Source organism: Cupriavidus sp. JZ107 (assembly GCF_053903255.1).
This window is the reverse complement of sequence record NZ_CP096480.1, coordinates 1,134,695-1,155,264: the sequence shown is the minus strand read 5'-3', so window position 1 is coordinate 1,155,264 and position 20,570 is coordinate 1,134,695. Positions and strand designations below refer to the sequence as shown.

The window sequence follows — 20,570 nt, the reverse complement described above, 5'->3', positions numbered from 1 at the left end:
AAGCGAATGCGCGCCTGGCAAGGGATTGCGCATCGATCCCAAATGTCAATGCGGGTAGGCACGAAGAACAATGCAGACATACGCGTCAATGGGCGCGGCACGCGGATACCAGAGACCCCCGTGCTCGACTGCCGCACTGCACGAATGCCTGTTGCTGGCCGCTGTCATGGCCTACGCGCCGTTGGTCTTGCGCCCCACGCTTCGCACCAGTTGCGTGACCCGCGTCAGGTAGCGCTCGAAGACCTGATTCGCCTGCGCCTGGCTGTCGATCGGCTGCGCGACGGTGCGGCCCTCCGCTTCGAGCCGGGCGCGGATGTCCGGCTTGGCCAGCGCCTCGCCGATCGCCCTGCGCAGCACCGCCACGCGGCTCTCGGGCGTGCCGGTCTTGACGAAATAGCCGCCGCTGATCGTGTACTCGAAGTCCGGCACCAGCCGGCTCTGCATGATCAGCGGAATGTGCTTGAGCGCCGGCGGCAGGGCCTTCGAGAAGCTGGTCAGGATCCGCAGCCGCCCTTGCTGCTGCATGCTGTCGAAACTGGACTGGTAGGGCAGGATGGCGAAGTCCACCTCGCCGCCGGCGAGGCCCTGCAGCGCGGGCGCGCCGCCCTTGTATGGCACATGCAGGAAGGTCGTGCCGAGTTTTGCCGCCAGCGCGTCCCCCATCAGGTGGTAGATCGAATCGATGCCGACGGTGGCATAGGTCAGCGGCTTGTCCTTGCCCTGTCTGGCCTGTTCCAGAAACCGGTCGAAGGTCTCGGCCGAAATGCCGCTGCGCACCATCAGCACGATCGCGGCGTCGCTGATCGGCGCGGCCAGCATGAAGTCCTGCGGCTTGTAGCGCGCGGCCGGATTGAGCATCGGCGCCAGAAAGACCTCGTTGATCGAGCCGTGGAAGAAGGTGTAGCCGTCGGCGGGCGCGCTCAGCACCTTGTTCGCGCCGATCAGCCCGGTACCGCCGCCGTAGTTCTCGACCACGACCTGCTGCCGGACGGTCTTGCCGATCGACTCCCCGAAGATGCGCGCCGACGTGTCGCTGGCACCGCCGGCCGGATAGGGCACCACCAAGGCGAGAGGCTTGACCGGAAAGCTGTCCGCGAACGCGGGCAGCGCGCCCAGCGCAGAGGTCCCGGCGATAGAGCCGGCATATTGAAGGAAACGGCGGCGATTCAGAGATGGCATCGATGTCCCCCGGGGAACGTTGGTCAAACCAGGTAGCTTTGCGCGAGGTGGGCCCAGAACGCGGCGCCAACCGGCAGCGCCCTGTCGTTGAAGTCGTACAGCGGGTTGTGGACCATGCAGCCGCCGTCTTCGCCCAGGCCGTTGCCGAGCCGGACATAGGCGCCGGGCCGGTGCTCGAGCATGTAGGCGAAGTCCTCGCTGCCCATCACCGGCGGCCGCTCGACCACGTTGTCGGCCCCGACCAGGCGGATCGCCGCCTGACGTGCGAACTCGGTCTGGAGGGCATGGTTGACCAGCACCGGATACTTGCGCTCGTAGACCACCTCGCTTTGCAGGCGGAAGCTGTCCGCCTGCGCGGCCACGAACCTCCGGATGCGTTCCTCGACGAGGTCGCGCACCTTCGGGTCCAGCGTGCGCACGCCGATCTTGATCGTCGCGGTTTCCGGCACGACGTTGTAGGTGCTGCCGGCCTGGATGGAGCCGACGGTGATGACGGCCGGCTTCAGCGCATCGATCTCCCGGCTGACGATCGATTGCAGCCCGAGCACGATGCTGGCGGCGCACTGCATCGCGTCGATGCCATGGTGCGGCATGGCGCCGTGCGCGCCGCGGCCGCGCAGCGTCACCGTCGCGCGGTCGAACGAGGCCATGGCCGGCCCGGTGATGACGCCGATCTGCCCGACCGGCAGGCCGGGCGAGTTGTGCAGCGCGTAAATTTCATCGCAAGGGAACCTGTCGAACAGCCCTTCCTCGACCATGCGCAGCGCGCCGCCTTCGTTCTCCTCCGCCGGCTGGAAGATCAGGTTCAGCGTGCCGTTGAAGTCGACCGACTCGGCCAGGTACCTGGCCGCGCATAGCAGGATGGCGGTGTGGCCATCATGGCCGCACGCGTGCATCTTGCCGGCGACGGTGCTGGCGTAGGGCAGGCCGGTCTTTTCCTGGATCGGCAGTGCGTCCATGTCCGCGCGGATGCCGAGCGACCGCTGTCCGCGTCCCTTGGCCAGCTGTCCGACGACGCCGGTGGTTCCCAGTCCACGATGCACCTGGTAGCCCCATGCGGCGAGCCGTTCGGCGACGAGCTCGCTGGTCTGGCGTTCCTCGAAGGCCAGCTCGGGATGGGCGTGGATGCGCCGGCGGATCGCGACGAATTCGGTCGACAGCGTGGCGATGGACTGCCGCAGGGCATCCAGGTTCGAGGCGTTCATGGCGGTAGGCGATTCGAATGGTGCGCACCATTCTGCTTCCGCGGCCTTCCCGCATCCATGACAATGATGGAGCTAAATCGTTGTATAAATGGCAACATTAAAAAAACCGGTGCCCGCGCGTCCGATCGGCGGGCGGCCGGCGGACAACAAGGGGGAGAGACGTCATGGAGCATGTGCTGGACCGCAAGCGGGCGCTGTGCCTGCTGCAGATCATCGAGACGGGCACGGTGCGCGGCGCCGCCGACGTGCTGGAAGTCGATCCGTCGGTGGTGAGCCGGGCCGTGGCCCGGCTGGAGCAGGACCTGGGCGTGACGCTGCTGGAGCGCAGAGGGCGCGGCGTCGTGGCCACCGATGCCGGACGGCTGCTGGCGCTGTTCGCGCGGCGCCAGCAGGATCTGAGCGATACCTTCCTGGCCGAGATCAACAATCTGAAGAACGCGCAGCAAGGCCATGTGGAACTGGTATTCGGCGAGGGCTTCGTCGACCTGGTGCTCGAGCCCGTGCTGCAAGGATTCCTGCGCAAGCATCCCGACGTGACCTACAGCATCCAGGTGGCCGGCACCGATGAAACGGTACGGCATATCCTCGAAGACCTCGCGCATATCGGCTTTGCCTTCCAGCCGCCGAACGATGTCAGGCTGCGCTCGCATTATTCGCGGGTCTCGCCGATCCGCGCCCATGTCCGCAAGGACCATCCGCTCGCGCGCCGGCGCCGTGCGCTGACGCTCGCCGACCTTGCACCCCATCAGGGCGCCGCGCTGGCCGAATCGTTCGGCGTGCGCAAGCACGTGCAGGCTGCCGAACTGGAAGAACACATCACGCTCAAGCCGATGCTGGTGACCAACTCGTTCAAGGTGCTGTGGGAATTCGCAGCGATGGGCCTGGGCTATATCCTGACGCCACGTTCGGTGCCGCTGAAGGGGCCGCAGTTCAAGCAGCTGGTGTCGCTGCCGCTCGCCAGCCCGATTCTCAACAACAGCCGCATCCACGTGATCACCCGTGCCGGCCGGCCGCTGTCGCCGGTGGCCGACAGCCTGCTGCGGCATGTGGTCAAGGCCTTCCCGCTGATCTGAGGGCCCGCGCCGCCGGAACGAATGTTGCTCCCGACGCAACGTTCTTCCACGTCTTAATCAACGCTTAATGTCGCGCTGGCATCCTCGCGTGCCCGCGACCCCCATTCCAACTCTCCATTCCGACTCTCCATACGTTCCCAATGACAAGCGCCATGGATTTGCTGCTGGTCGAAGACGATCCCATGCTGGCCGAGGTCATCTGCGATGGCGCCCGGCAGAACGGCTGGCGGATCGACCATGCGGATTGCGCTGCCGCGGCCCGCGCCGCGCTGGTCGACCATGCCTATTCGGCGGTGCTGCTCGATATCGGCCTGCCGGGCGAGTCAGGCCTGACGGTGCTGCGGGCCATGCGGGCCGGCTACGACGTCACGCCGGTGCTGATGCTGACGGCGCGCGGCCAGCTGAGCGAGCGGATCGAAGGGCTGGATGCCGGCGCCGACGACTATCTGGTCAAGCCATTCCAGGTCGACGAACTGTGGGCGCGGGTGCGCGCGGTGATCCGGCGCAGTCAGGGCAGGGTGGTTCCCGTGTTCAGCTGGGGCGAAATCGAGCTCGATCGCAGCCGCCGGGTGGTCACGCGGGCGGGGGCCCGCGTTCCGCTGAGCGCCCAGGAGTACCGGACACTGCTGGCGCTGCTGGAGCGCCCGGGCCGCGTCATCACGCGGGAACACCTGGAGCGCGTGGTATACGGCAACGCCAGCGCGATCGAGAGCAATACCATCGCGGTGTTCATCCATCAGTTGCGCCGCAAGCTCGGCGAGGGCCTGATCACCACGGTGCACGGCCATGGCTACATGATCGGGGAGTCCGGCGCATGAAGTCGCTGCAGGGCAGGCTGCTCGCGGTGATGGTCGGCGTCATCGTGCTGTGCTGGGTCGTGTCGCTGGCCGCGCTGATGGTGTATCTGCAGCACAGCCGCTCCAGCATCTGGGACGACAAGCTGCAGGCTTTCGCCGCCCGCATCGTCCGCGCGCTGCCGGCCAACAAGAAGGCGTTCAATCTGGTCGGGCCGGGCCGCGAGGTGCGCGACGACGACGGATCGCCCGAGTTCGACCTGGTGATCCAGATCTGGTCGCAGCGCAAGCTGCTGACCGTGCAGAGCCCGCGGCCGCGTGCCCAGGCCACTTCGCCGGCGGCCGCGCTGAAGCCGGACTTCGTCGACGGGTTTGCCACGCGTGTCATCGACGGCGAACGCTGGCGCGTGTATGCCATCTCCGATAGCACCGGCACCATGCAGGCACAGGTGGGGATTCCGCATGCCATCATCGACGCCGAGGTACGCGAGGCCACGATGCACGCGCTGATTGCCAACAGCGTGCTGCTGGCGCTGGTCGGCGTGCTGTTGTGGCACACGATGCGCCGATCGCTGAAGCCGGTCGCGGTGCTGGAGCGGCTGGTGCGCGATCGCACGACGTTCGACCTGACACCGCTCCCATCGACGTCCTTGCCGACCGAATTGCAGCCGCTGGTGCAGTCGTTCAACCGCGTGCTGGCGCAGCTCGATCAGGCGGTGGAGAGCGAGCGGCGTTTCATCGGAGACGCGGCACATGAACTGCGCACGCCGTTGTCCGCGCTGCAGGCTCAGGTGGAGGTCGCCATGCGCGCCCCCAGCGGGAAGGAGAAGGACACCGCGCTGGAAAAGCTGCTGGCCACGGCCAAGCGGACGACGCGGCTGGCGGAACAATTGCTCGATCTGGCCCGCCTCAATGCCTGTGGCCAGGCGCCGCACGAACCCGCCGACCTCGGCAATCTGGTACTGCATGTCGCCAGCGAGTTCGAGGTGCAGGCCGAACTGCAGGCGCGCCAGCTGTCGGTGGAGACCGGGGGCGGGTGGATCGCCTGCAATGTCGACGAGATCGGCATCCTGCTGCGCAATCTCGTCGACAACGCGCTGCGGTATACGCCGCCGGGCGGCCGCATCCATGTCGCCTGCGGGACCGCGAATGGCGGCGCAGGCGGTGCGGTCTATCTGGAGGTCGCCGACGACGGGCCGGGCGTGCCGGCCGCCGAGCAGCAGGCGATCTTCCGGCGCTTCCACCGCGCCAGCGGAAATCGGGTCCGCGGCAGCGGCATCGGCCTGTCGCTGGTCGCCACCATTGCGCAATCGCACGGGGCGCGCATCGAGACGGGCCCCGGCCTGGACGGCCGGGGCTTTCGCGTACGGGTCGTCTTCACGCCGGCCGAGCCGATGCCGCCATCGGCATCGGCTGCGGTGTCGTTCCCCGGCGGCTCAGAACCGGTACAGGTAGCCCACCTGCACGGTGGTCGTGTTGGAGCGGTCGACGATCGGGCTGTCCTTGATTCCCGAACCCAGCCGCGTGGCGCTGACGTCCAGGAACAGCCCGTGATGGCGCGCCAGGCGGTAATCCACGCGCAAGCCCGCGGTGAAGTTGACGGTTGAATCGCCCTGATATTGGGGCCGGCCGATGCGCGCCTCCGACGCCCTGACGCCGTAGTAGTAGTCGACGTTCTGGCTGCTGAGCCATTGCGCCGAGACATGCGGCGTCAGCCGGAAATTGCCATATTGGAAGCCGCGGCTGACCTGCAGCGTGGCCCGGTTGCCATCGGCCGAGCCGAGCCATTCGGCCGAGACATTGGCAATGGGGTTGTGCCAGATCGCCGTACCGCCGAACCAGAGCCTGGCGTTGCGGTCGGCCATGCCTTCCAGCGCTCCAGAGTCCGAGGCCTCATAGCCGTCGCTCAGGCCGTAGCGCGTGCGCAGCCGGAACGAGACCGGGCCCAGCGAAGGCAGCTTCAGGTCCGCAGTGAGGCCGAACACGTGGACCCACCGGTTCTCGTACGACAGCACCGGAATCACGCTGTAGTCGGTGCCGATATCGCGATAGGGCTTGCGCCGGGCGGCGGCGCCGACACCGAGGCCCCACTGCGATTCGCCGGGCTGCAGCGCGGCATCGGCAACCTGCGCCCAGCCCTGTGGCGTCCACAGGCTGGCCAGCAAGGCAATGGCCGCCACGGCGGCCGGATAGCGAATGGGTGTCGCGCGGCGACGAGATCTGGTTTCGTTCATTCTGGATGGGTAAGGCGAGGGTGGATCGGGAGGTCAGCAGGGTGGGCGATCGGCTGCGCCTGCTCCACGCGGGCCCGGGCAAGCGCCAGTGCCCGGCACCGCAGGCACAGGCATGGACCGTCGATCGCGGATGCAGGCGAGCCGGCCGGCGCCGCGGGCGCAGTCGTGGCGGAGCGGGGAGGAAGCATGGGAATCGGCACGGGATACCTTGCTGTTGCCGGGGCCGCCAAGGGCTGGCGTCCCACGGTGCGAATCGTGCCGATGCGGGTTTAAGAAGTTATTAGCGACGGCATCGCTGCCCGGCAGGCACCGCCGATGTCAGACGCGCACCGATGACACGCGCGGGTCCGGCTGCGCATACTGGTCGGCATCACCATGACCTTGCCCGCGGAATATGAATCGACCGCGGCGATGCGACGCCATGCCATCAAGGAACGCGCCTTCTTCCCCTGCCAGCGAGCGCAAGCGCCTCGGCAACTGGCTTCCCGCCGACGAGTCCGCCGTGGCCGAATTCAGGCTGCGGCTTTGCCGGCAGGCCAGCGAGCACGCAAGCAGCAGTGGTCCCCGCTCAGAAGCGGTAGCTGCGCTGCATACCTTGTTGCGCGACGACGCTACGCTGCGGATGGGCCTGACGCGAGCGATCGGCGAGGCGACCGATGCGGGCTACGCGCTCGGATATCGCGACATCGACGAGCTGATGCTGGTGGTCGACTATCTGATGTCGTACGCGCCGCCGTTCAGCGACAGCAGCCTGGTGGTGTGCCCGCTCAATGCCGTGTTCGACTGGCCGATGTGCATGCCGTCGGGCTACGCGGTGTTCCGGCATCCGGTGTTCAACAAGCAGATCCGGCGCGTGCTGACGGCGTGGTCGGCGTTCCTCGGCGGGCCGCACTCGCGGGCGCACCTGAATACCGGATCGCCCGATGGCTGGTTCAGTGCCGAGGCGGACGCCAAGATCGGGCTCTCCCAATTCGTTACGCATCGCGAGCTGCCGTATTGGGGCTTCCTGTCCTGGAATGACTTCTTCACGCGGCGTTTCCGCGACGGCGTCAGACCGGTCGAAGGCGCCGACGACGGCAAGATCGTCGTCAGCCCATGCGAGGCAAAGCCGTACGCGCTGCGCCGCGATGTCAAGCTGGTGGACGACTTCTGGATCAAGTCGCAGCCGTATTCGCTGCGCGACATGGTGGCCGCGCACGAGGAAGACCTGGCGCGCCGCTTCGTCGGCGGCACGGTCTACCAGGCCTTCCTCAACGCCTACAGCTATCACCGCTGGCACGCGCCCGTCGACGGCACCATCGTCAAGGCGTACAACCTGGCCGGCACCTACTACTCGTGCGCCGAGGCGCAGGGCCCCGATCCCGAGGGCCTGAACGATTCGCAGGGCTATACCAGCGCGATGGCCGCCCGCGCGGTGGTCGTCGTCGAGGCCGACGACCCAGCCGTCGGACAGATCGCCTGCGTGTTCATCGGCATGGGCGAGGTGTCGTCATGCAGGGTCGAGGTGGTGCCGGGCCAGCGGGTCAGCAAGGGCGAGGAACTCGGCTGCTTCCAATACGGCGGATCGACGATCTGCATGCTGTTCGAGCCGGGCAAGGTCGACGAGATCGTCTGGGACCCGACGCGCATCCACGATCCGCCGATCGTCAAGGTCAACGCGCATCTGGCGACGGCGCGGTAGCGGCGCCGTCGGTAAACACATCGCGCGTTCCCGCGCGCGCGCCGTCGGTGAACGGATCGACGCGGCCCTGATGGGCACCATCCAGATAGACGTTGCGTGCGCGGATATCGGCGGCGCTGCCCGCGCTCGCAAAGGCGGGCAGTGCGGCCAGGGCCAGCGTGGTGGTGAGCAGGGCGTGCTTGAGCATCTTCATCGTCAGCGTTCTCCGAAAGGGTTGGCCGGTTGCGACCGGTGAAGACAGTCTAGGGAGCGCTCCGCCACCACAGCATGACGGCGACATGACAATGCTGTCATGCGCGTCGGAGATGCCATCGGCGATGCGATCCCGGCGTGGACGCCGGCCATCGGGTCGGCGGTTGTCACCGGCCGCTGCAGTCTGACGACGACATGACAAATTTGTCATGTTCGGTCGTGAGCGCCAGGATTGCGGTACCGTTACCGTCTTGCCGGCGGTCCGGCGATTCGTTGAATGTCGATGCGTGTATTGATTGTCGAGGATGAACCGAAGGCGGGCGCCTATCTGCACAAGGGCCTGACCGAGTCCGGCTTCGTCGTGGACCTTGCCCGCGATGGCGTCGATGGCCTGTCGCACGCCCGCGCGCACCCCTACGACCTGATCGTGCTGGACGTGATGCTGCCGGGCATGGACGGCTGGCAGATGCTGCGGGAGCTGCGGCGCGACCAGGACACGCCGGTGCTGTTCCTGACCGCCCGCGACGATCTGGCCGACCGGCTCAAGGGGCTCGAGCTCGGCGCCGACGACTACATCATCAAGCCGTTCGCCTTTGCCGAGCTGGTCGCCCGGATCCGCACGATCCTGCGCCGCGGCCCCGTGCGCGAGAACGAGTGGATCGAGGTGGCGGACCTGCGCATCGATGCCGTTCGCCGGCGCGTCACGCGTTCGGGACAGAAGATCGAGCTGACCTCCAAGGAGTTTGCGCTGCTGCATCTGCTGGCGCGCCGGCGCGGCGAGGTGCTGTCGCGCTCGCTGATCGCCTCGCAGGTGTGGGACATGAACTTCGACAGCAACACGAACGTCGTCGACGTATCGATCCGGCGGCTGCGCGCCAAGGTCGACGATCCGTTCCCGGCCAAGCTGATCCACACGCGGCGCGGCATGGGCTACGTGCTGGACGATATCGCGCGGTAGCAACATGGTCGCCATCGCGAAGTCGCTGGGCACGCGCCTGCTTCCGCAATCGCTGACGGCGCGGATGGCGCTGGCCTTCGGCGCGCTGGCCGCCGCGATCATGGCGGCGATGGGCACCTATCTCGCCTCAGCGCTGTCGACCCAGCTGCAGGAACGGGACGAGGCCGAGCTCGTCGGCGAGGTGGTGCTGGTCCGCCATCTGTTGTCGGAGGTGGACTCGGAGCGGGCCGTGCGCGAGGGGACGCACCGGTTTGCCGATATCGCGCTCGGCCACGAGGGCCTGATCCTGCTGGTCCGTAGCCGCCAGGGCGAACCGCTGGTGACACTGAATCCTCGCCACGAGGTGGTGCCGCCGCTGACGGCCGTGCCAGCCGACGTGCATCCCGAACCTTCGATGCTGCAGACCTGGTATCCGCGCAATGGCGTGCCGTCGCGCGCGATCGCCGCGCTCGGCCGGCTCGGCGACAGCGACGAGACCGTGGAAATCGTCGTGCTGCGCGATGCCGGCTATCGCGCGGTGCTGATGCGCGACTACCAGTTCCATGTGTTCTGGGCGACAGTCTGCGCGAGCGGTGCCGCCGCCGCGCTCGGCTATCTGCTGGCGCGCCGCGGACTGCGCGGCCTGCGCAGGATGGCGGAGGAAGCGTCGGCCGTCACGACGAGCCGGCTGGCGACGCGGCTCGATGCGGGCACCGCGCCGAGCGAGTTGCGCGAGCTGGCGGACGCCTTCAACGGCATGCTGGCCAGATTGCAGGACAGCTTCTCGCGGCTGTCCGAGTTCTCCGCCGACCTGGCGCACGATTTCCGCACGCCGCTGAGCAATCTGATCGGGCAGACAGAAGTCACGCTGGCCCAGGCGCGCAATGTCGAAGAATACGAGGCGCTGCTCGAATCGAACCTCGAGGAGTACGACCGCCTGTCCCGCATGATCGAGAACATGCTGTTCCTCGCCCGTGCCGATCACGCGCAGGTCGCGCTGGCGCCGCGCACGCTCGATGCGCGCGCCGAGGTCGAGGCCGTGGCGGAGTACTTCGAGGCGGTGGCGGCCGAGCGCGCGATCTCGCTGTCGCTGCAAGGGCATGCGCCGGTGCGCGCGGACCAGACCCTGCTGCGCCGCGCGCTGACCAATCTGCTGGACAACGCGCTGCGCCATGCGCCGCAGGGCAGCCGGGTCTCGGTCATCGTCAGCGCCGAGCGCCAAGCGACCCGCATCCGCGTCGCCAACGGCGGCGCCGGCATCCCGCCCGAACGGCTGGCGCATATCTTCGGCCGCTTCTACCGCGGCGATCCGGCGCGCAGCAATTCGGCGCAGTCGACCGGCCTGGGCCTGGCCATCGTCGATTCGATCATGCGGCTGCACGACGGGCGGGCCACGGTTTCGAGCCGGCCGGGGCTGACGGTGCTGGAGCTGGCGTTTCCGCTGCCGGCCGCATGAGCGGTTCCGGGATTGACGGTGAACCGGGGGAATGCTTGCGGCGCTCAGCTGCGGGGTGAATCGAGGTAATGAACAGCGGTGGCTGCGGCAAACATCCGTGCGAGACAGCGACCGTCGCGGTCAGGCAGGGTCTGTCCGCTCGCCGTCCGCGACGGGTGGCGTGCCTTCCGTGGCGTCCGCTGGCGAAGCCTGGGCAGGTGCCGGGGAAGATGGCTTCGCGCGCCGGCTGCGCAGCTGCTCCAGATGCCGCGCGCGAGCGGCATCGCGCGCCGACACCTGGCCCGCTTCCGCGCCGGCCAGGTCGATCCGCGGCGCGCCTTCGGCCAGGCACGCCCAGTAGCGGCTGCCGCGGCACCATTGCTTCAGGGCGTCGCGCAGCTCCTGCTCTGTCATCTGCAATGCCGCGGCATGCGGCAGCAGATCGTCGTAGATGCCGATCTTCAACGGCAGCTTGGCGGCCGGCGCCTTGGGGAACGCGAGCGGGAACTGCTTCTGCAGCTTCCAGATGTTGCGCACGGTCGGATCGACCGGCTCTTCGGTGCGCCGGGCGGCTGCCGGCTCCCGGCGCGCCTTGCGCTGCGGCTTGCCGGCGCCGGTGCCAACGCCACCAGGCTTGGTGCCGCCATGTACCGCCTTGTCGCGTGCCGGTGCCTTGCCCTGACGATGTTGTCCCTCGTCTTGCGACTTGGCCTTGCCCTGAGGGGCCGTCGCCTCCTTGGCGGGGCGGCGTGCGTCGGATCGTCGTTCGGCGGGACGGCGCGAGCCCTCCCGTTGCCTGGCGAGTTCGGCTTTCAGTGCGGCGAGTTTTTCAAAGCCCATTTACGGTTCGGATAGCGAGTCCGGATAGCAAGTTCGGAGCGATTCTATCAGCGCGAGGCCATCCGCCGACGGGCCGGGGCGCAATTACGTCGCGCTGATGCCCTTCGCCTTGACGATCGCGCTCCAGCGATCGTAGTCCTTGTTCAGCCGCGCCTGCATCTGCTTGCCGTCCTGGAACGAGGCAATGGCACCGGCCGTCACCAGCTTCTGCTGCAGTTCCTTGTCGTTGGACAGGATGTCGCGCGTTTCGCTGGCGATCCGGTCGACGATCGGTTGCGGCGTATTGAGCGGCGCGATCAGGCCGCCCCACGAATCGAAGTCGAAGCCGCGGAAGCCCTGCTCGGACACCGTCTTCACGCCGGGCAGCAGCACCTTGGCATTGGGCGAGCTCAGTGCGATCGCCTTGAGCTTGCCGGCCCGGATATGCGGCAGCGCGGCCACGACGTCGGCGAACATGGTGCCGACCTGGCCGCCGAGCAGATCGGCGACGGCCGGCGCGCTGCCGCGGTAGGGCACGTGCATCATGTCGAAGCCGCCCAGGTCCTTCAGTTGCTCCATCGCCAGATGGCCGAAGCTGCCGGTGCCCGAACTGGTGTAGTTCAGCGGCGTCTTGCTGGCCTTGGCAAAGCGGATCAGGTCCGCCAGCGTCTCCACGCCCGGTACCACGTTCGGGTTGATGACGATGGCCATCGGCAGCACGTAGACGGTCGCAACCGACTGGAAGTCCTTCTTCACGTCGTACGCGCTGTTGTTGTACATCAGCGGGGCCAGCAGCGCCGGCATGCCGAACATCGACAGGTTGTAGCCATCGGGCGCGCTCTTGATGAAGCTGGCAGTGCCGATCGAGCCCGACGCGCCGGGCTTGTTCTCGATGATGACCTGCTGCCCCAGCCGTTCGGACAGCTTCTGCGCGACGATGCGCGCGGCGGTGTCCGTCGGGCCGCCGGCGGGGAAGGCCACCACCATCTTGATGATCTTGTCCGGCCAGCCGTTGCGCGCGAACGCGGCGGGCATCATCGCGGCCATCGAGGCGGCGGCCCCGGCCTTGAGCATCTGGCGGCGGCTGAGGGTCAGCTTGGTCATGTTGTTGTCTCCGTCTATTGAGAGCGTCGATTGGGAAATTCGATCGTCAGATGACGCCGCGCGATCGCAGATCCGCGATGGCGCCGTCGTCGAGCTGCAGCAGTTCCTTGAATACCTGCTCGGTGTGTTCGCCCATGTGCGGCGGCGGCATCCGCACCGGCATGCGCTGGCCGTCGATGGCGTACGGCGGCGCCAGCACCGACTGGGTACCCGCCTCGCTGTCCTCGTAGCGATGCAGCAGGCCGGCCTGGGCGGTGCGCTCGGACTGCAGCGCGTCGAACATGCCGAGCACCTCGCCGCACGGGATCTGCGCGGCGGTCAGGCGCTGCAGCAGTTCGGCCCGCATGAATTGCCGCAGCGCCTCGCGCAGCTGCGGCAGCAGCGTGTCGCGATGCCGCGAGCGCGCGGTGTTGGTGGCGAAGCGCTCGTCCTCGGCCCATTCGGGCCGGCCGATCACGTCGCGACAGAACCGCTGGAATTGGCCGTTGTTGCCGACGGTGATCACCAGCGGGCCATCGGCGGCATCGAACACGCCATAGGGCACGATCGACGGATGCGCATTGCCGAACTTGGCCGGATCCCCGCCCTGCAGCAGGGCCTCCATGCCGTAGTACGAGGTAATCATCAGGCCGCAGTCGTACAGGGCCATCTGCACATGGCGTCCGCGTCCGCTCGACTGGCGCGCATACAGCGCGGCGAGGATCGCCTGCGCCGAATACATGCCGGTGAACATGTCGACCGCGGCCACGCCGAACTTCAGCGGTCCCTGGCCGGCTTCGCCGTTGGTCGCCATCACGCCGGCCTCGCCCTGGACGACCAGGTCGTAGCCTGGCCGTTCGGCCTCGGGCGTGAAGCGGGCGTAGCCGGAGATCGAGCAGTACACCAGCCGGGGATTGCGCTCGGCCAGTTGTTCGTAGCCCAGGCCCAGCTTTTCCGCGCCGCCGACCTTGAAGTTCTGGATCACCACGTCGCTGCGCGCGGCCAGTTCACGGGCCAGCTTCAAACCCGCTTCGCTTTGCAGGTCCAGCGTGATCGAGCGCTTGTTGCGGTTGGCGCTGTTGAAGTACGAGGTATTGCGCATGCCGATGCGCAGGCCCCAGTCGCGGGTGTCATCGCCGCGGGCCGGGTGTTCGACCTTGATGACGTCGGCGCCGAGGTCGGCCAGCGCCATCGCGCACATCGGCCCCGCCAGCACGCGCGACAGGTCCAGTACCCGCACGCCGGCCAGCGGCAGCGATGCGGCATTGTTTTCGTGATGCATGGTCAGCGTCCCCTCCCCGGGGACGATCCGGTGTTCTTGGTCAGCGCAGATTGTCTATATGTTGATAAAGTTTGACAATTGCAACGGGTAATCACCATACCTGACACCTCGGAGTTGACAATGGATTTGAGCGCGCTGTCTCTGCTGGTCGATATCATCGACGCCGGCAACCTGAGCCGGGCCGCCCGGCAACTGGGCATGAGCCGGGCGAACGTCAGCAAGCGCCTGAACCATTTCGAGCGGCAGCTGGGCGCGGAACTGCTCAGGCGCAGTACCCGCCAGCTCGAGCCTACCGAGCTGGGCCGCCAACTTTACGAACACGGCCGCGCGATCCGGCGCGAGCTGTTGGCGGCGCGGGAATCCGTACAGAGCCTGGGCAAGCGGCTCAGCGGCACGGTGCGACTCGCCGTGCCGAGCGGCTTCGGCCAGCACACGATGTCAGCCTGGTTCATCGAGTTCATGCGGAGGTATCCGGCCATCACGCTGAACGTGATCTTCGACAACGACATCGAGGACCTGATCAAGGGCGCGGTCGACTTTTCGATCCGCGTGATGGGCGAGACGCCGACCAATGCGGTGGCGCACAGCCTGGGGGACATCGAGTATGTCGCCTGCGCGACGCCGGAGCTGGCCCGCGAGGTCGGCATGCCGGGCTCGCTCGCGCAGTTCCGCGACCTGCCGCTGATCACCTCCGAGCTGACCGGCGAGCGGCTGCAACTGGCCGGACTGGGCGGAACCGCCGGCGCCCGGCCGCATATCCGCCCCCGGCTGATGTCGGCCAACTTCTTCTTTTTGCGCGACGCGATCCTGCAGGGGATCGGCGTGGGCCTGGTGCCGCAGTACATGGTGGCCACCGATCTCGCGACCGGGACGCTGGTTCGGCTGCCGCTGCCGCCGCGGGACCTGGCCTTCCTGCGGACCACGATGTATCTGCTGTATATGCCGGCCCGCTACCAGACGCGGGCCGTGACGACGCTCATCGCCTTCCTGCGGGAGAAGGCGACGGCGGCGATGGCGGAGTAACCGCGGCGGCGGCGAGTTCGCGGCCTTTCGCGATGGCCTGGGCGATCGCCGCGACGATGTCCTCGCGCTTGCCGGCGTCATCGACCCGCAACGCATAGGACGGGTGCCAGGTGGCGACCAGCCAGGCGTCGCCGAGCCGCACCGGCGCGTTCAGGTGGTCGCGCAGACTGGCCTTGGGGCCCAGCATCGCGCCGAGCGCGGTCGCGCCCAACGTGACGATGACCGAGGGCCGTACCCGCGCCCGTTCCTCGTCAAGCCAATGGGCGCAGGCCTCGACCTCGCGCTGCGCCGGCGTCTTGTGCAGGCGCCGCTTGCCCCGGGCGATCCAATTGAAATGCTTGACCGCATTGGTCACGTAAACCGAATCGGGCGGCACGCCGGCGCGGCGCATCGCCTCGTCCAGCACCTTGCCCGCCGGCCCGACGAAGGCGCGCCCGGCGAGATCTTCCTGATCGCCCGGTTGTTCGCCGACCAGCATGATGCGGGCCGTCTGCGGACCGTGGCCCGGCACGGCCTGGGTCGCATGGCGCCACAGCTCGCAGCGGCGGCATTGGTCCAGCGAAGAGGGCGCCGGGCGCAGCGGCTGCGCGTCCTCGGGATTCACCGCGACCGGCTTGCCCCTCATCGTGCCGACCGCGCCAGCCTGTGCGACGCGGCGGGCGCCGTTGCGGGCGTCGGCGATCATCGCTGGTATCAGGCGGCCCTCGGGCAGCCCCTTCCAGAAACGCACCGGCATGTGCTGCTCGAGCGCGGCTTCGTTCAGGCGGGCCGGATTGAAAATGCTGCGGTAATAGGCCAGCCACAGCGGCTCGATGTCGTCGGCGGTGGCGCCTGCGCGCAGCGCGTCGACATCGATGCCGGCCACCGCACCGGCCACCCCGCTGGCCGGTGTCTCGGACAACTGCAGCGTATGCCCGTCCCAGAGCGCCGCGCCCTGCGGCGTGCCGATCCACCACGACGAGCCGCCCATGCGGCGCGCGAAGTGGTCGGCGGCGTCGGCCAGCACACCGTGCTCGGGCTCGTACCAGGCCAGGTATTCCGGGCTCCCGCCATTGCTGCGCCGATGAAACCGCACGTAGGCAATCATGTCGTGGTGGGCGCGCCGCACCGACTTGGCCATCGCGTGCAGCCGCGCGCCGTCTTCGTCGGCGGGCGAGGCCACCGCGCGATCGCCCTGGCACCATCGCCACAGCACCCGATAGAGGAAGGCCCAGCGTTGCGGCGAGCGGTAGCGCGCGGCTTGCTGCAGCAGGGCGGCCAACGCCTTCGATACGCGGATCGCCGGGGCGGCGCCGACGGCCTGCTGGCACTCCGCGGATGGCGGGTCATCACCGGACATCGGCGCCGGGCCGGCGTCGAGCAGCATCAGCTGTGCCGTCCCGGTGCAGGCTGCCGAACCCCGTTCCGCCCAGGTGACGGCCTCCGGGGGCCAACCGGCCGCCAGCGCGCGCAGGGCCTGCGCACGCCAGCCCGCGTAGCCGCCGTCGACCACCAGTACCGGCGAGCTGGCGCCGCTCATAGCAGCGCCAGCTGCACCGGCGGCGCGGCCAGCGCCCGCCGCAACTGCTCCGACGGCCGGTCCGCCTGCGCCGGCCGGTAGTCCTGCACCACGATGAACGGTTTGATCTTGTCCATCGCGCAGCGCAGCCGCACCAGGTCCTGATAACGGATCGCGCGCGAGCGGCGCAGCTCCACCAGCCGCTTCGCATTGCGCATGCCGATGCCGGGCACGCGGGCGATCAAGGCCTGCGGCGCACGGTTCAGGTCGACCGGAAACGACTCGCGATGCGCCAACGCCCAGGCCAGCTTCGGATCGATGTCGAGCGGCAGGTCGCCGGCGGACTGGAACAGCTCCTCGGCCTGAAAGCCGTAGCCGCGCATCAGGAAATCCGCCTGATACAGGCGATGCTCGCGCAGCAGCGGCGGCGCCTGCGCGGGAAGGCCGGAGGGACTGTCGGGAATCGGGCTGAACGCCGAGTAATACACGCGCTTCAGCTTGTAGGCGCCATAAAGCGTCTGCGCGGTCTGCAGGATCGTGCGGTCGTCCGCGTCGTCCGCGCCCACGATCATCTGCGTGCTTTGGCCGGCCGGCGCGCGGCCCGGCGCGGACTTGTCGCTCTCCGCCTCTTCCTGGGCGAGCCGGATCGACCCCATGGCGCGCTTGATCGTATGCGCATTCTTCTCCGGCGCCAGCCGCTGCAGGCCGCCGTCGGTGGGCAGCTCGATGTTGACGCTGAGCCGGTCCGCATACTGGCCAGCCTGCGTGATCAGCCGGGGATCGGCGTCCGGAATCGTCTTCAGGTGGATATAGCCGCGGAACTGGTGTTCCTCGCGCAGCGAGCGCGCCACCTGGACCAGCTGCTCCATCGTGTAGTCGGCGCTGCGGATAATGCCGGAGCTGAGGAAGAGGCCGTCGATATAGTTGCGCCGGTAGAAGTCCAGCGTCAGATCGACGACCTCGCGCGGCGAAAAGCGGGCCCGCGGGACGTTGCTCGAGCGCCGGTTGACGCAGTACTGGCAGTCGTACTGGCAGAAGTTGGTCAGCAGGATCTTGAGCAGCGAAACGCAGCGCCCATCGGGCGTGAAGCTGTGGCAGATGCCGGCCCCGGTACTGGCGCCCAGCCCGCCCTTGCCGAGCGAATCCCGTTTCGGCGCGCCGCTGCTGGCGCAGGAGGCGTCGTATTTGGCCGCGTCCGCCAGGATCTCCAGCTTGGTGAGCAGTTCCATCGGGAAACCATACTGTATGAATGTACAGTATTATAGGCGGGATCGAGCTGCCTCGGCTCAATACCGATGTCCGCTCCCTGCGATGGCTGCGACGATGGTGTACTCGTGAGCGCCAAAGGGAGAGTTCGATGTGCTACGCCGCGCAGATCAAGGCCGACTTCAGGAAGTTCACGCGCCAGTACGGCGCGGTGATGAGCCTTCGCCAGTTCTTCGAACTGTTCTGGCAAAAGCGCAAGGACCAGGAGTGGCAGAAGCTGCCCAAGGCGATGCGCGTCGCGTTCGCGCAGGGCGGCGCGGGAGGCGAGGAGGGCGGCCCCGAAGAGCGCGAGCTGGCCGCGCTGATCGCCGCCGGCGACCGCGAACAAGCCAATGGGCTGGAAGCGGAGCTGTTCCGCCAGCGGGCGCGCCTGGCGGAGGCCGAGCGCGCGCTTGCCGGGCGGCCGACCCGCAAGGCGGAGAACGAGCAGCGCATCGCCGCCGACAAGATCGCCCGGCTGCAGCAGAACCTGGCCGACCTGCAACGCGCCACGCCGGCTCCGGAGGACGCGATGATCTTCCCGGGCTATTACGCGCCGGTGATGATCGAGGTGGACGGCCAGCGCACGATCGTGCCGATGCGCTACCGCTGCCGACTGCCCGGCTGGGACGTGTCGATGGAAAGAAAAAAGCCCGGGACGTACAACGCACGCCGCGACAATCTCGAGACGGCATGGCGCCAACTGTTCGGCTACCGCCACGGCATCCTGCCGATCCGCGCCTTTCATGAACACGTGGCCCGGCATCGGCTCGAGCACCGCGAACTCGGTCCGGACGAGAAGGAGCAGAGCGTCGTGCTGGAGTTCCGTCCCGATCCGCCGCAGGATCTGCTGATCGCCTGCCTGTGGTCGCGACACAAGGGCGAGGCCGGCGAACCGGACCTCTATTCGTTCGCGGCGATCACCGACGAGCCGCCGCCCGAAGTCGCCGCGGCCGGCCACGACCGTTGCGTCATTCCGATCAAGCCGCAGCACGTCGACGCGTGGCTCAACCCGGACCCTGCCAATCTGGCCGCGCTGTACGCGATCCTGGACGACCGCGAACGGCCGTTCTTCGAGTATCGGCTGGCGGCTTAGCGGGGAGCGCCGTGGCCGCATGGCCGACGGGGATGGTGCGTATCAGCCTGACTGCCCGAAGGTGTTGAGGTATTCGTCGAACTCGTCCCGGACGATGCTTTCTATCCGTTCGACTTCATCGTGGGTCAGGTCTTCGAACAGCTTGCGCTTTCGCTTCGACAATTCTCCGTGGTTCTGCACGATGAGATCGATCAGGTTGGAAAGCCGCGACTGTGGCAGATCAAGCCAGCCTTCTATGCGCTCTAGACTGGCGTCGTAGGCTCGCAGGTATTGGATTTCCTGCGCCAGATCGTGCTCGACGCATTGCTCGATACACCTGAACACAAACTCGCACAACGCAGTCGCGTCGAACGACGCATACAGCCAATACGGTTGAGGCGACTTGATCAGAATCGTGTCGCTGTCGGCGTCCAATACGTAATTGAGCAGTGCGGTGCGCGGTGCCGAGTACGCCTTCAGCAAGCCGGCATAGGTGTCGATTTCCTTGAGCATGCGTGCAGATATGGGCAGGACGACGCCTTCCGGGGTGACCCCGGCCTGCCGGAGCAGGTGATGGATCAGGAAGCGGTGCAGACGCCCATTGCCATCGTAGAAGGGGTGAGCGAACACGAAGCCGAAAGATGCGCAGGCAGCCACAACGATGGGATGGACAGTCCCTGTCTGAATCAGGCTTGCCACCTGCGAAATGCCTTCCATCATTGCGTCAAGTTGCTCGGGATTCGGAGGAATATAGTCCGCCATATTCCGCATGCGGCCACCGCGCGAAAGCCAGTTCTGCCTGTCGCGATACGAATACTCGCTACGCGGGCCCGAGATGATTTCGTTTTGCCATTCGCATAGCTGGTCCTCGGTCAAAGGTCCAGGGGCGCCGGCAAACTGAAGCAATCGACGGAATTTCGCCACGCGCTGGTTATCGGGCACCTCTCTCTCGATCGAGTATGTCGAACGGGTTTCGGCGAGATACAGATAGTCGACGGCCCGGGCCAGCACCTCTGGCTCAAGGCTCTCAATCGCCGCGGCGACCTTGTCTGGCAGGTCAGACGCGATCCAGGCCGCGAGTTCGTCGGTGCGTCGCACCACCGGACAGAATGCAGGCGGTCCGAGATGGTTGTTCTGGACGCCGAACTGGGTATCGTTCTTGACGGGGCCGGTGATATACGCGCGTTCGTCGAGCGCCGGAATGCGGGGCGCGCCGGAAGGCACGTTGTAGTCGAACTGGGCTCCAGCCAACCATTTGGCGTAGAAACCGCTCAATCGGGCATAGCGCGACGTGGGCGCGGCTCGGAGCCATTCCTGCACGGCCTCGATGGCCTCCGGGTGCTCGAACAGTGCCGCCAGGACAGTCAGGTCCAACTGTTCCTTCTTCAGCGCAAAGAGAAGGTGATCGACGATCGAGTCGCCGCCGCGGTACCTGTTTCGCGGGTAAATCACACGAGTGGTGCCATCGGGGCCAGTGTGCCGAGTCAACACGCCTGTCTTGTCGGCCAGCTCGTACGTCGAGCGTAGCGGCGGCACGCGCAGATCGAACTTCTGGACCAGCGCCATGTAACCGAGTGATGTAAGTGCCATATTTTGCGATGCAACTTTGGGCGGTTTGCTCGCGGCAGCTTACCAAACCTTCTACTCGACTTACCAGAATATCTATTTTTTGCCCTCGGACTTACCGTTTCATCTATGGGGCGTCGTCCCCTCGAAGGTATCGGGCTTGACAAGACCTGATGGGACGGTGCCGTGCCAACTTACCAATTTCTCTACTCCCTTTACCAATTCATCTACAAAAGGTCCCGAGTCTTA

General features: G+C 67.1%; 17 protein-coding genes and 1 pseudogene. 8 read left to right on the top strand and 10 right to left on the bottom strand.

The window, feature by feature from the left end; all coding sequences use genetic code 11:
• Nucleotides 1-171: 171 nt before the first annotated feature.
• Both M1D55_RS04920 and M1D55_RS04915 read right to left on the bottom strand, forming a co-directional pair.
• Nucleotides 172-1,179 (bottom strand): Bug family tripartite tricarboxylate transporter substrate binding protein, encoded by a 1,008-nt coding sequence (locus M1D55_RS04920; protein ID WP_456280270.1) that lies wholly within the window; start codon nucleotides 1,177-1,179, stop codon nucleotides 172-174.
• A 23-nt stretch (nucleotides 1,180-1,202) separates the two neighbouring features.
• Nucleotides 1,203-2,384, bottom strand: a complete 1,182-nt coding sequence (locus M1D55_RS04915) for a M20 aminoacylase family protein (RefSeq protein ID WP_456280269.1) — start codon at nucleotides 2,382-2,384, stop codon at nucleotides 1,203-1,205.
• A gap of 164 nt (nucleotides 2,385-2,548) precedes the next feature.
• Between M1D55_RS04915 and M1D55_RS04910 the strand changes: the two genes are divergently transcribed.
• The 3 genes and pseudogenes from M1D55_RS04910 to M1D55_RS04900 all read left to right on the top strand — a co-directional run.
• Complete coding sequence (locus tag M1D55_RS04910; RefSeq protein WP_023264301.1) at nucleotides 2,549-3,457, top strand: LysR family transcriptional regulator; 909 nt, start codon at nucleotides 2,549-2,551, stop codon at nucleotides 3,455-3,457.
• Between the two features lie 152 nt (nucleotides 3,458-3,609).
• Entirely contained in the window at nucleotides 3,610-4,275 is a 666-nt protein-coding gene (locus M1D55_RS04905) for a response regulator transcription factor (protein ID WP_006576100.1), read from the top strand.
• A pseudogene (locus tag M1D55_RS04900) lies at nucleotides 4,272-5,570 on the top strand (sensor histidine kinase); the annotation flags it as partial. The gene M1D55_RS04905 and the pseudogene M1D55_RS04900, both read left to right, overlap by 4 nt.
• A gap of 117 nt (nucleotides 5,571-5,687) precedes the next feature.
• On the opposite strand, the gene M1D55_RS04895 reads toward M1D55_RS04900, so the two are convergent.
• Nucleotides 5,688-6,485, bottom strand: coding sequence for a MipA/OmpV family protein (locus M1D55_RS04895; RefSeq protein ID WP_456280268.1), 798 nt, complete (start codon nucleotides 6,483-6,485; stop codon nucleotides 5,688-5,690).
• A gap of 421 nt (nucleotides 6,486-6,906) precedes the next feature.
• On the opposite strand from M1D55_RS04895, the gene M1D55_RS04890 reads away from it, so the two are divergent.
• Nucleotides 6,907-8,166, top strand: coding sequence for a phosphatidylserine decarboxylase family protein (locus M1D55_RS04890; RefSeq protein WP_456280267.1), 1,260 nt, complete (start codon nucleotides 6,907-6,909; stop codon nucleotides 8,164-8,166).
• On the opposite strand, the gene M1D55_RS04885 is transcribed toward M1D55_RS04890, so the two are convergent.
• Nucleotides 8,138-8,359 carry a hypothetical protein gene (locus M1D55_RS04885; protein ID WP_174780218.1) on the bottom strand — a complete coding sequence of 74 codons (222 nt, stop codon included), beginning with the start codon at nucleotides 8,357-8,359 and terminating at the stop codon, nucleotides 8,138-8,140. The genes M1D55_RS04890 and M1D55_RS04885 overlap by 29 nt on opposite strands.
• A 282-nt stretch (nucleotides 8,360-8,641) precedes the next feature.
• On the opposite strand from M1D55_RS04885, the gene M1D55_RS04880 reads away from it, so the two are divergent.
• Together M1D55_RS04880 and M1D55_RS04875 are read left to right on the top strand one after the other, a co-directional pair.
• Nucleotides 8,642-9,316 carry a heavy metal response regulator transcription factor gene (locus M1D55_RS04880; RefSeq protein ID WP_006576095.1) on the top strand — a complete coding sequence of 225 codons (675 nt, stop codon included), beginning with the start codon at nucleotides 8,642-8,644 and terminating at the stop codon, nucleotides 9,314-9,316.
• Between the two features lie 4 nt (nucleotides 9,317-9,320).
• Complete coding sequence (locus M1D55_RS04875; RefSeq protein WP_456280266.1) at nucleotides 9,321-10,751, top strand: heavy metal sensor histidine kinase; 1,431 nt, start codon at nucleotides 9,321-9,323, stop codon at nucleotides 10,749-10,751.
• Between the two features lie 120 nt (nucleotides 10,752-10,871).
• On the opposite strand, the gene M1D55_RS04870 is transcribed toward M1D55_RS04875, so the two are convergent.
• The 3 genes from M1D55_RS04870 to M1D55_RS04860 all read right to left on the bottom strand — a co-directional run bounded on the left by M1D55_RS04870 (nucleotide 10,872) and on the right by M1D55_RS04860 (nucleotide 13,914).
• A complete protein-coding gene (locus M1D55_RS04870; RefSeq protein WP_064575238.1) occupies nucleotides 10,872-11,570 on the bottom strand; it encodes a ProQ/FinO family protein in 699 nt (232 codons plus the stop codon).
• An 84-nt stretch (nucleotides 11,571-11,654) separates the two neighbouring features.
• Nucleotides 11,655-12,653, bottom strand: a complete 999-nt coding sequence (locus M1D55_RS04865; RefSeq protein ID WP_023264306.1) for a tripartite tricarboxylate transporter substrate binding protein — start codon at nucleotides 12,651-12,653, stop codon at nucleotides 11,655-11,657.
• A 46-nt stretch (nucleotides 12,654-12,699) separates the two neighbouring features.
• Nucleotides 12,700-13,914, bottom strand: a complete 1,215-nt coding sequence (locus M1D55_RS04860) for a CaiB/BaiF CoA transferase family protein (RefSeq protein ID WP_456280265.1) — start codon at nucleotides 13,912-13,914, stop codon at nucleotides 12,700-12,702.
• Nucleotides 13,915-14,034: 120 nt separating this feature from the next.
• Between M1D55_RS04860 and M1D55_RS04855 the strand changes: the two genes are divergently transcribed.
• On the top strand, nucleotides 14,035-14,937 hold the full coding sequence (locus M1D55_RS04855) for a LysR family transcriptional regulator (RefSeq protein ID WP_456280264.1): 903 nt from the start codon (nucleotides 14,035-14,037) through the stop codon (nucleotides 14,935-14,937).
• On the opposite strand, the gene M1D55_RS04850 is transcribed toward M1D55_RS04855, so the two are convergent.
• Nucleotides 14,891-16,456 (bottom strand): UdgX family uracil-DNA binding protein, encoded by a 1,566-nt coding sequence (locus tag M1D55_RS04850; RefSeq protein ID WP_456280263.1) that lies wholly within the window; start codon nucleotides 16,454-16,456, stop codon nucleotides 14,891-14,893. The two genes, M1D55_RS04855 and M1D55_RS04850, sit on opposite strands and share 47 nt — an antisense overlap.
• Nucleotides 16,453-17,664, bottom strand: coding sequence for a putative DNA modification/repair radical SAM protein (locus tag M1D55_RS04845; protein ID WP_456280262.1), 1,212 nt, complete (start codon nucleotides 17,662-17,664; stop codon nucleotides 16,453-16,455). Before M1D55_RS04845 ends, M1D55_RS04850 begins: the two co-directional genes overlap by 4 nt.
• A gap of 128 nt (nucleotides 17,665-17,792) precedes the next feature.
• Here M1D55_RS04845 and M1D55_RS04840 point away from each other — a divergent pair, with 128 nt between their 5' ends.
• Nucleotides 17,793-18,776 carry an SOS response-associated peptidase family protein gene (locus M1D55_RS04840; protein ID WP_456280261.1) on the top strand — a complete coding sequence of 328 codons (984 nt, stop codon included), beginning with the start codon at nucleotides 17,793-17,795 and terminating at the stop codon, nucleotides 18,774-18,776.
• A gap of 42 nt (nucleotides 18,777-18,818) precedes the next feature.
• Here M1D55_RS04840 and M1D55_RS04835 read toward each other — a convergent pair whose 3' ends face one another.
• Nucleotides 18,819-20,345, bottom strand: a complete 1,527-nt coding sequence (locus M1D55_RS04835) for a Fic family protein (protein WP_064575248.1) — start codon at nucleotides 20,343-20,345, stop codon at nucleotides 18,819-18,821.
• Nucleotides 20,346-20,570: the final 225 nt, after the last annotated feature.